The sequence below is a fragment of the Streptomyces acidicola genome, assembly GCF_009377235.1.
Taxonomy (GTDB): domain Bacteria; phylum Actinomycetota; class Actinomycetes; order Streptomycetales; family Streptomycetaceae; genus Streptomyces; species Streptomyces acidicola.
Genome location: NZ_VMNX01000302.1, coordinates 1 through 10,077 on the forward strand (window position 1 = coordinate 1; position 10,077 = coordinate 10,077).

Consider the following 10,077-nt stretch of genomic DNA (forward strand, 5'->3'; position numbering starts at 1 on the left):
GTGTGGGCGGGGGATGGGGTGATGGTGAGGGCGGCGTCGTTTGCCTGTGCCGGGTGCGAGGAAGAGGCGGAGCCATTCGAGGGTGGTGCGGAGGATAAGGTCGTGCATGTCGACGCTCCTTGTAAGCGTTGGCCGTGCCCCGGGAGGTCTAGCCACCTCGCCGGGGTCTTGTTCATTTCGACCATACCGGTAACTGCGTCCCCCTGCACCCCACTGAGTGCTTCTGCGTCCCGCCGCGGCGGAACGCGTTCCACTCCTGTGGTGTGCGCAAGGCTGCGGCACCGTGGAGAGATGAGTGAGCTTCCGCGCTACGAGTACGTGAAACTCGCCGACGCCATCGCGGCAGACATCGCGTCCGGCAAGTTGCCGCAGGGCGCCGCGCTGCCAGGCGAGCGCGCCATGACCGATCTGCATGCCGTGAGCATCGGCACCGTGCGTCGAGCCATCGTCGAACTCCGAAAACGAGGGCTCGTCGCCACCCTGCCCGCAAAGGGGACGTACGTCATCGCGATGCCGGAGCCAGTCGGCGACGCATCCGAAGAGAGCGAACCGAACGCCTGAAGGGGCCGCGCGTTGCGTTACGCGGCGCCTTCAGCCTCAGCCGCCCCGTTTCGTTGGCTTCTCGGCGGCGGCAGACCGTCGACCACTCGCTGGGACGCCAGTCGCGAAGGTCGGACTCGGAGAGGTGTCGCTCGGCGCGTCCCCTGAGTTCTCTCAGTGAGTACGTGAGTACGCCTCGCACGACACTCCCGTCACACGATGTGTCGGCGTCGGTCTCCTTTTGCCAATCGGGCAGGTCTGGCCAGTTGGCAACGTAGCCGGGCTTGGGGGGGGACCCAGTTCGACCACACGGGCGACGCGGGCCAGGAGCGAGCTCGGTGTGCAGCCTCGGGAGTCCACGGCGACGTAGCCAGAGGAGATTTCCCGGGCGATCCGCAGGGCCTCCTGGGTATAGGCCATGCCGGAAGGACTGGCCGGGGGCGAGCATGTCCTGGTTGAGAGCCGTGGTGGGGGCTTTCTCGAGTCTCCCGGGTTCCTGCGTCGCCGAAGCGGGGGCTTACTGGTGACTCGCGAAATGCGACACTTTCCCGAGAAGTGTCGCACTTTCCGCCGGGCGCCCACCCCGCCGAGAGGCAGCTTTGGTATCGACGCACCGCCCGCCGCGCACTTCGAGGGCGGCTGGACCGTACGGCCTTGTCCCGAGGAGACGCGCTCTTCACGGAGGTCTCCAGGGACCTCGTCGCGCGCTCCATCTCCCCGGGCCTCGTAGTCGCGCGAGGCCGGTCAGGTGCGACACCCGGACTGCCAACGCGGCGCTGGGCGTCGGCGCCCGGCTCCTGTCCCTGCTCCCAGGGCCCGAACAGCGTGAAGTCGAACCCGCCGAACGCCCGCCGTCCCTACGGCAGCTGCGAGGCGATCCACCGCTCCAGTTCGGGGCTGCTTTCGAAGCTGGCGATGAGGGCGTACCGGACGCCAGGCCCTTTATGGTGGCCGCCGTGCCACAGCTTCTCGGAGTCCACGACCGCTTGCTGGTACTTGGGCAGCCGGATGGAGGTCTCAGTGGAGCGGTCGAAGGCCTTGCGGCGCACCAGTAGCGCGCTGGAGTGGTCGTCGGTCAGTTCCAGCCACACCCGGACGATCCAGCCGCTGCTCTGCGGATTGGCGGCGTTGTTGACGTCCAGGTGCAGGCCCCAGCGGCACTCGCGCAGGGTGTTCGGCGACATCCGCAGCAGCTGCACCCGGCCGAACCGCGCCCCGATCGACTCCAGCCACGCCACGATCGTCGGGCACCGTTGCGCGTTCGGCGTCCACGTGCAGTCCAGGTCCTTCTTGCCTGCCTCGCACGCGCCGACCAGCTCTATTCGGCCGGTCGGCGAGGTGATCGGGGCGAAGAAGGTGTGCGGGTCGGTGGCGTAGGTGGTGTATTCCAGGCTCTCCCATTCCGCAGGCGGGATCTCGGGGCCGGAGTACTTGCGCATCACCAGATGGCCGCCGCCGGCCTCCAGCGCCGGCATCCGGTAGTGCGGGGTCTCCTTCGGTATGGGGGCGGACTTGCGGATGCCCAGCAGATGCATGGCCCGCTTGGTGTATTCGTTCTTCAGCGCCGAGGTTGTGATCGCCATGGTTCTGGCACCTGCCTCTCGTCCGTGGGGCGAAATGACCAAGGGGCCGCCGCCACCGGTTGCGTGCTGCCGCCCGACACTGGGGCGCTCGGGGCCGCGCCCGTCGGGCGTGCGGCCTTCATGAATCACTAAAGGCGGTCGTCCCTCCCGCCGCAGCCACGGCCCAGCCATACGGGTGACCCCCGCGGCTCTGCCGTCCCCCGGCCACCCACCGCACCAGGGCCGGCATGCGATGTCGCTCGCCGGCAGGCGCCTTGTCAGCGATCCTCTTGACCTCAAGCATTGTTGAGTTTCTAGCGTTTTCTCTGGTTGATCATCTGACGACAGGAGAAGGCGCATGATTCTCGTGACAGGAGCCACCGGGAACATCGGCAGGGCTCTGCTCCAGGAACTGCATGCGTGCGGTGCCGGGCCACTGCGGGGGTTCACCCGTGACGCTGCGCGGGCCTCGTTCCCCGAGGGGGTGGAAGCGAGTGAAGGTGACTTCGCTGACGTGGCTTCCCTGGAGCCCGCACTGGAAGGAGTGCGTTCGCTGTTCCTCGTGTCCCGGATAGGCTCTGACGCCGACATCCTTGACGCCGCCCGGCACGCAGGTGTCGAGCATGTGGTGCTCGTGTCGTCCATCACCGTCCAGACGCATCCGCATCTGGGACCTGCCCGCGAGAACATGGCTGTCGAGCGGCTGCTCAAGGACAGCGGCATGACCTGGACGGTTCTGCGGCCGACACAGTTCGCCTCGAACGCTCTGTGGTGGGCGGCGTCAATTCGTGAGCGCCAGACGGTCCGCGTGCCGTATGCGGACTCCGGGCTGCCCACGATTCACCCGGCGGACGTTGCGGCGGTGGCGGGAGTGGCTTTGACCGAATCCGGTCACCAGGGGCAGACGTATGCGCTGACTGGCCCGGAGCGGGTGACGGCCCGCCGGCAGGTGGAGGCCATCGCGGCGGTGCTGGGGCGGGAGGTGCCGTTTGCGGAGATCAGCCGGGAGGAGGCCCACCGGCACATGTCCACGTTCTTGGGAGCCGAGGCCGCGGATGCGGTGCTGGATGTGACGGGTGGGGACGTCAACGATGAACTGCTGACGGTGCGTGACACGGTCTCCCAGGTCACCGGATCCCCCGCCAGGCCGTTCGACCAGTGGGTCTCGGAGAACATCGCCGCCTTCCGCTGAAGCGCCCGTCCCTGATCACGTCCAGGCAGACTCAGTTGGGACTCTCACGTGCGCGCAGGGCCCGCGCCAGCCACTCCAGCTCCTCGGTCGCGTCGGGCGCCGAATCCTGCCCGCGCACGCGGGCGACAAGCCTGCGGTAGCGCTCCGCCCCTGCCTCGATTCCGGCCTCCAGGCTGTGCAGCACGGCGGCCCGATCAACGTCGCCGAACAGCTCGGACAGTATGTCGGCCGCCTCCGGTCCCTCGGGGGCGACCCCGCGTTTTCTGACCTCCGCGACGGTCTGTACGACCTGCCTGGCCCACCAGATGGACGCCCCGGGGAGACGACCCTGCCCCGGTACGGGCGTGTTGAGCTCCATCCATGTGCGCAACCGGGCGCGAAAGCCGGGGTCCCGCACCAGTTCGGCCAGTTCGATCCAGGCGTCGACCTGCTCAGGTGTGGGATCGTCGGGCAATTCGATGCTGAGGGTGCGTATGCGGTCGCGCAGGCGCGGCTCGACGTCGAGACCGCCGAACACCTCCTCCTTGAACTCGTCGATGATCTGCTTGCGTTCGGCGGCGGAAAGCCGCGCCAACCGGTTCATCAGTGCTGTCTCCTCAGCGGTGGAACCACGTGTCGCCACGGTGGACAGGACGGCCCGGCTCACCTTGAGCGAGCGGATCTGCGCGTCGAGCGCGGCCACGTGCGCAGCGGCGACCTCGGCGACCGTGGTCCGACCGCTCAGCACCCGGCACACGTCGTCGAGCCCGAGGCCCAGCTCCCGCAGGGTGCGGACCAGCTCGACGCGGGCCACGGAGTCGGCGTCGTACAGCCGGTAGCCGCTCGCGGAGCGGGCCACGGGCGGCACCGCCCCCTCGTCCGACCAGAAGCGCAGGGTGCGCACCCGAAGTCCGGTGCGGTGTGCGAGCCGGCCGATGGTGAGCACGTCGGGGCGTTCGTCGTCCATGGGCGCGATCCTGGACCTTCCAGCCGCTGGAGACTCAAGCGTCTCAATCAGGTCCTGTCCGAGAGTCGGTCGTCAGCGTGGGGAAGGCTCTAGGGTCCTCGCCTGTGACTGAACTTTCCTCGTATCACCGTGCGACAGCCGATGCCTACGATGCCGTCGCCGTGCTCTATGCCGAGCTCCCCCGCAACGACCTCAACGATCTTCCGCTGGATCGTGCGGTGCTCGCCGCGTTCGCCGAGACCGTGCGGGCCGCCGGTTCCGGGCCCGTCGCCGAGCTGGGATGCGGCCCTGGACCGGTGACCGCGCACCTGCGGGATCTGGGGCTGGACGTCTTCGGGGTCGACCTGTCGCCCGTGATGATCGATCTCGCCCGCGAGGCATATCCGGACCTGCGGTTCGAGGTCGGTTCCATGGATGCCCTGGACCTGGACGACGGCCGGCTGCAAGGCATCGTGTCCTGGTATTCGGTCATTCACATCCCGCCGCAGGACGTGCCCCCGTACTTCGCCGAGTTCCGTCGGGTACTCGCGCCCGACGGAACTCTCCTGCTCGCCTTCTTCGAGTCGGAGGGTGGGCCGACCACGGCGTTCGACCACAAGGTGACGACGGCCTACCGGTGGTCGATCGACGAACTCGCGCAGCTGGCCGGCGAAGCCGGCTTCATCGAGGTCGGCCGGATGCTGCGTGAGCCATGTGAGGGGGAACGGTTCCGCCGTGGTCATCTGCTGATGCGTCTGAGGAAGTGACTCGGGTGATCTCGGGTGCCGTCATCGGTGGCCCGGGGCGACCCGGACTGCCTGAGTTCCGTTGGCCGGACCGGTCCGGCACGGGCCGGACGGGCAGGTGTGCCCCGGCCGTGGCGGCAGCCGGGGCACGGACCGGACGGCAGGACCCCGGCGGCAACGGCCGGCGGTGCGCGCCGTTGCCGCCGGGGTGGGGCTCAGCCCTTTTCCTGGGCCGCGTTGACGTCGTTCGCGATCGTCGTGTCGGACTCGGCGATCGCCTCGGCGATGTCGTTGAAGCTGTCCGCGTAGGCCTTGATGTTGGCGGCGGACTCGTTCATCTGCTTGCTGAAGCTCTCGTACGCCGACTGCAGCGCCGGGCTCGCCTTCTCGAAGACGAGGCCGTCCTGGAGCAGGTTGCTGACCGTGCCCTCCAGGTCGGTCAGCTCGGTGCTGATGTCGGTGAGCTTGGTGCCCATGGTCGTGGCGACGCGGGCGATCTCGTCGTAGTCGAATACGACGTCCTGGTTGCCGAGGGTTGTTGCCATTGTCTGTGCCTCCTGCTAGCCGTTGCTGTTGACCTTGTCGGCGATGTCCTTGTCCATTTCCTGGACGGACTGCGAGATCTGGCGGAACTGCTCCGCGAAGCCCTTGATGGACTCGGTGGCGTCCTTCAGGGACTGGGTGAACTTCTCGTACTGCGCCTGGAGTGCCGGGCTGGCCTGGGTCAGGACCAGGGCGTTGTCCAGGAGGGTGTCGACCTCCGTCTTGGCCTCGTCCATGCGCGGGACGAGGGTGTCCTCGACGCTCGTGTCGAGGAGATTGGAGACGCGTTCGATCTCGGAGTACGACAGGGAGATGTTCGCTGCCATGCGTGACTGACCTTTCTCGGGGGCCATGGCCTTGCGGGCCTTGGGTACTGGGGTGCCCTGTTGGCTGGAGTGCCTTGGTGGCCGGGGTGCCTTGTCGGCTGGGCTTCCGGGAGGGGTGAACGGGAGGGACCAGAGGGACTACTCGTCCTCCTCCTCGGGTTCCGACCAGTCCTCTTCCGGGCCGGAGCGTGTGGAAACGGTCTTGTTGCCGTCGCCGTCGGTGGTCGTCATGGTTCCGGAGCCGTCGTCGTTGATCACGACCTCGGTGGTGGTCTTCGAGCCGTCCGCGTAGGTGGTTTCCATCGTGTAGTCGCGGGCGTCGTAGGAGTCGCCGTTCTCCGGCTCGATGATCTGCGGCGCGGAGTCGTAGGTGGTGACGGACGTGTAGGACTGGCCGTCCGGGGTGGTGATGGTGGACGTTTCCTTCATGACGTTGTAGTCGTCGTCCAGTTCGACCGAGACCTGGACCTTGCCCTGCTCGTCCTCGTACGTGTACTCGGTCGGCGGCTTCTCGGAGGGCTTCTCCGGGGGGTCGCCCGGGTCGTCGGGGGCGTCGTCGTCGTTGATCCAGGTCTCGCACCAGCCGGGGGCGTCGTCGGCCTTGCAGACCGTGCCGATCTCGGCGTCCGGGTTCTGCTCGAAGTAGTCGGCGGCGCCGATCTCCTCCAGGTAGGCGTCCCAGGCGGTCTTGTCCTCCTGCCAGGAGTCGTACGCCTCCTTGTCGCTCTTCCACTCGTCCAGGCCGATGCTGCCGCTCATCAGGCCGGCGGCGCTGGAGAGCTGGGCGTCGGCGTTGAAGAACGTGTCGGCGACACCGCTGAAGGTGTCGGCGAGCTCCTTGAGGCCGTCCTTCGCCTGCTTCGTCCGCGAACTGGAGCGGGAGTAGAAGAGGTTGAAGGCGTAGGAGAGGTCGGAGGAACCGAACAGCGTCTTGCGTTCGGAGCTGGATGCCTCGCCGACGTCCTTGAACACCCCGGTCGCGCCGCCCGAGTCCGCGGCGTCGGCCAGCTCACGCATCTGCCGCTGCACATCGTGCAGGGCCCCGTAGTCGATGGAGAAGTCGGGCACCGCGCCTCCTGCTCGGTCCTGGCCCGGTCGCCCCGGGTTCGTTCCCTCTGGTCCCTCCACGCAACAGCGGCCCCAAATGGTTCAACCGAAAATTTTGGCGCAGTAGTTGAACCTTTTCCCGGCCCTGGAGCGTGGACTGTGCAGCAGACCCTTTGACCGGAAGGAGCGTGTGTCCCGATGGCCCGTCCCGGCGACTGGAGCGCGCTCGGCCTGGGGAGCGACCCGACACCGGGCGACCCGGACCGGATCGACGACGTCATCACGTCCCAGGACGACCTGGTCGAGCTGGCGGACACCATCGACTCGGGTCTCACCGAGATCATGAACACCACGGACGGGGCCTTCGTCGGCAAGACGGCCGACGCGCTCCGCGAGGTGATCGACGGCGACCTGCGGAACTACGTGTCCACGTTCCGGCAGGCGCACGTGGACGTGCAGTCGGCGCTGCGGACGTACGCCGGTGTGATGCGCGAGCAGCAGCAGCGGGCGGATGCCGCGCTGACGGCGGCGGCCGCGCTGGCCGAGGACGACGAAGAGGGCCGTGAGACCCACAAGGCCACCGCCGAGGACGCCAGGGAGATCCTGGAGGATGCGGCGAGCACGGCCGCGGACGCGATCCGGGACGCGGCGGACAGCATCGCCTCGCCGGTGGACGAGTGCGAGGAGATCTGGAAGGCGCTGGGCTGGCTGGCGCTGATCCTCGTCATCCCGGCGATGATCGTCGGCGGCCCGCTGGCGCTGTTCACCATCGCGCTCAACGTGGCGCTGCTGATCAAGACGGCGGTCGACTTCTCGCAGGGCAAGGCCAGCATCACGGATCTGGTGCTGTCGATCATCGGTGTCATCGCGCCCACCACCAAGGGCATCAACCTCGCGAACGTGTGGAAGGGCCTGAAGGGCGCGGGCATCGGCGCCTGGAAGGGCGGCAAGAACCTGTTCCTGGGCGGCCCCAACGCGCTCGGGCTCTTCGGCCGCCTCACCCTGGGCATCGACGACGCCTTCCGGGCCACCAACATCTTTCTGAACAACGGGCTGAAGGGCATCAGCGGACTGAAGGTCCCCAACATGACCTTCATGCCCGGCATCAAGGGCTTCACGATGAGCGGCGGGGCGTTCGGCAAGACGTTCAGCATCATCCCCGCCGCCTCCGAACTGACCGTGATCAACCTGATGGGCGCGAAGACCTTCTTCGGGCTGCGGTCCGCGATCACCGGCCTGAACGGCATCCGCGGGCTGGGCAGTTCGCTGGGCCACAGCATGGTCAACGGTGTGCGGGGGCTCAACGGGCTGCGGTTCTTCCTGCCGGTGGCCGCCGACGAGATGGGCAACGGTCTGGCCTTCGCGCTCAAGATCGGCGTCATCGACCGCGGCATCTTCGGCATGTACCGGTACGGGGCCTTCGCGGGCGGTCAGTTCCTCGGCGCCACCAGCAAGATCAGCGGCGGGGTCGCGGCCGGCCTCGACCTGTTCCGGCCGGGGGCGGGCCTCGGCGCGCTGCCCAGCATCAACACCGGGCAGTTCACGCCGAACCTCGCGGGCGGCGGAGTCGGGTCGGGGCTCGGTAATCTGCCGTCGATATCGACCGGCTCGATCGGGACGATCAACCTCAGCGGCTTCAACGGGCTGGGCGGCAAGCTCTCCGCGTCGGTGCCGGGCATCGACGCCAAGCTCGTGGACATCCCGTCGACGGGCGCGCTCGGCAACGTGCGCGGGATCGACCTCCCGCAGCTGGGCCCGGTCTCCTCGGTGACGACGCCCGGGACGGGCGGCCTGAACGTGCCGTCGCTGGGCGCGGGGGGTGCGCTGGACGCGGGCCAGATCAACGTGCCGAGCCTGGGCGGCGTCGGTGCCGGGGCCACGCGGATCAACCTGCCGACGGTGGGCGTGGGGCAGATGGACGGCCTGGCGTCGGTGCCGACGCCCTCCGTGGGCGCCGTCAACGTGCCGACCGCCGGGCAGGTCGACGTCCCGTCCGTCGGGCAGATCAACGTGCCGAGCCTGAGCTCGGTGTCGTCGGGCCCGACCGCCATCCGGATCGACATGCCGAGCGTCGACGCGCGGATCACCGACATCCCGTCCGCGGGCGCCTCGGTCTCGCGCATCGACATGCCGTCGGTCGGACAGCTGGACATCCCGTCGGTGAACCCGGGCCGGGTCGACGCCCCGTCGGTGAGCGCCGCCCACGTGGACATCCCCTCCGTGAACGTCGCCCGGGTGGACGTCCCGTCCGTCAACGCGAGCGGGGTGAACGGCGTCGATGTGAACGTCGCCCGCGTGGATGTGCCGTCCGTCAACACGGGCGGCGTGAACGGCGTCAATGTGAACGTCGGCCGGGTGGACGTCCCGTCGGTCAACGCCGGTGGAGTGAGCGGCGTCAACGTGAATGTCGGTCGCGTGGACGTCGCGTCCGTCAACGCCGGCGGACTGAACGGCGTCGACGTCAACGGCGCCCGGGTGGACGTACCGTCCGTCAACGCGGGCGGCGCGCACACCGGAGGGGTGGACGGCGCCCGCGTGGACGTCCCCGCGGCGAGCGTCAACGGACCGGCCGGCACCCACATCGACACCCCGTCGGTGAACCCGGCCCAGGTCGACGCCGTCGGCACGGGCCGTCTGGCCAACCCCGTCGGCGACCTGAACGCCACCCCCGTCTCCCACGTCACCCCGACCCCCATGCCCACGCCCGCCAACACCGGCGGCCTGCACGGCCCCGGCAACGGCGCCGTCATCGTGGACGTGCCGAACGTGGGCCGGGTGGACCTGACCGCGCTGGTGCCCCGGACCATCGAGGTCCGGATGATGTCCGGTCAGCAGTTCAACTTCCTGCACACGTTCACCAACATCGACAACTCGCTGCCCGGCGTCAGCGTGCGGGTCACCCCGGGATCGGGCCCGCACGGCACGAACGTCACCGTCAACACGGGCGGCATGCCGGGCGTCACCGCCTGGCACGACATGGACAACGGCGCGGACGTCCTCCGAGTCCAGCACGCCCTGCCGAACAACGGCGGTACGGACCAGTGGACCTACGCCCTGAACGCCGCGAACAACTGGGCGCCGGTCGGCGGTGTACAGCACTTCGCACCGGGCACGCTCGGCAACTCCCACGTGTTGGGAGCGATGCCGCCCGCGAACTCGGGCCTCACCAGCAACGCCGCCCCGGGCTCCTCCAACG

9 protein-coding genes are annotated in these 10,077 nt (G+C 68.6%); 4 read left to right on the top strand and 5 right to left on the bottom strand.

The window, feature by feature from the left end; all coding sequences use genetic code 11:
* Window positions 1-291: 291 nt before the first annotated feature.
* Entirely contained in the window at window positions 292-561 is a 270-nt protein-coding gene (locus FPZ41_RS41400; protein WP_152869394.1) for a GntR family transcriptional regulator, read from the top strand.
* An 836-nt stretch (window positions 562-1,397) separates the two neighbouring features.
* Here the strand turns inward: FPZ41_RS41400 and FPZ41_RS41410 are convergent.
* Window positions 1,398-2,123, bottom strand: coding sequence for a hypothetical protein (locus tag FPZ41_RS41410; RefSeq protein WP_152869398.1), 726 nt, complete (start codon window positions 2,121-2,123; stop codon window positions 1,398-1,400).
* 337 nt (window positions 2,124-2,460) lie between these two features.
* Between FPZ41_RS41410 and FPZ41_RS41415 the strand changes: the two genes are divergently transcribed.
* Window positions 2,461-3,294: an NAD(P)H-binding protein gene (locus FPZ41_RS41415; RefSeq protein WP_152869400.1), complete on the top strand. Its 834-nt coding sequence runs from the start codon at window positions 2,461-2,463 to the stop codon at window positions 3,292-3,294.
* Window positions 3,295-3,325: 31 nt separating this feature from the next.
* Here the strand turns inward: FPZ41_RS41415 and FPZ41_RS41420 are convergent, their stop codons facing one another.
* Window positions 3,326-4,240 carry a helix-turn-helix domain-containing protein gene (locus FPZ41_RS41420; protein ID WP_152869402.1) on the bottom strand — a complete coding sequence of 305 codons (915 nt, stop codon included), beginning with the start codon at window positions 4,238-4,240 and terminating at the stop codon, window positions 3,326-3,328.
* A 104-nt stretch (window positions 4,241-4,344) separates the two neighbouring features.
* On the opposite strand from FPZ41_RS41420, the gene FPZ41_RS41425 reads away from it, so the two are divergent.
* Complete coding sequence (locus FPZ41_RS41425; RefSeq protein WP_322621387.1) at window positions 4,345-4,986, top strand: class I SAM-dependent DNA methyltransferase; 642 nt, start codon at window positions 4,345-4,347, stop codon at window positions 4,984-4,986.
* 194 nt (window positions 4,987-5,180) lie between these two features.
* On the opposite strand, the gene FPZ41_RS41430 is transcribed toward FPZ41_RS41425, so the two are convergent.
* The 3 genes from FPZ41_RS41430 to FPZ41_RS41440 all read right to left on the bottom strand — a co-directional run bounded on the left by FPZ41_RS41430 (window position 5,181) and on the right by FPZ41_RS41440 (window position 6,902).
* A complete protein-coding gene (locus FPZ41_RS41430) occupies window positions 5,181-5,510 on the bottom strand; it encodes a WXG100 family type VII secretion target (protein WP_152869406.1) in 330 nt (109 codons plus the stop codon).
* Between the two features lie 15 nt (window positions 5,511-5,525).
* Window positions 5,526-5,834: a hypothetical protein gene (locus tag FPZ41_RS41435; protein ID WP_152869409.1), complete on the bottom strand. Its 309-nt coding sequence runs from the start codon at window positions 5,832-5,834 to the stop codon at window positions 5,526-5,528.
* A gap of 138 nt (window positions 5,835-5,972) precedes the next feature.
* Window positions 5,973-6,902 carry a serine/arginine repetitive matrix protein 2 gene (locus FPZ41_RS41440; protein WP_322621388.1) on the bottom strand — a complete coding sequence of 310 codons (930 nt, stop codon included), beginning with the start codon at window positions 6,900-6,902 and terminating at the stop codon, window positions 5,973-5,975.
* A gap of 177 nt (window positions 6,903-7,079) precedes the next feature.
* On the opposite strand from FPZ41_RS41440, the gene FPZ41_RS41445 reads away from it, so the two are divergent.
* A partial coding sequence (locus FPZ41_RS41445) for a hypothetical protein (protein ID WP_228023351.1) occupies window positions 7,080-10,077 on the top strand: 2,998 nt, incomplete at its 3' end.

What these genes read in the sequence shown, in the direction of transcription:
- FPZ41_RS41415 (WP_152869400.1), top strand. Translation starts at nt 2,461, where the DNA reads ATGATTCTCGTGACAGGAGCCACCGGGAACATCGGCAGGGCTCTGCTC.
- FPZ41_RS41410 (WP_152869398.1), bottom strand. Translation starts at nt 2,123, where the DNA reads ATGGCGATCACAACCTCGGCGCTGAAGAACGAATACACCAAGCGGGCC.
- FPZ41_RS41435 (WP_152869409.1), bottom strand. Translation starts at nt 5,834, where the DNA reads ATGGCAGCGAACATCTCCCTGTCGTACTCCGAGATCGAACGCGTCTCC.
- FPZ41_RS41430 (WP_152869406.1), bottom strand. Translation starts at nt 5,510, where the DNA reads ATGGCAACAACCCTCGGCAACCAGGACGTCGTATTCGACTACGACGAG.
- FPZ41_RS41400 (WP_152869394.1), top strand. Translation starts at nt 292, where the DNA reads ATGAGTGAGCTTCCGCGCTACGAGTACGTGAAACTCGCCGACGCCATC.
- FPZ41_RS41420 (WP_152869402.1), bottom strand. Translation starts at nt 4,240, where the DNA reads ATGGACGACGAACGCCCCGACGTGCTCACCATCGGCCGGCTCGCACAC.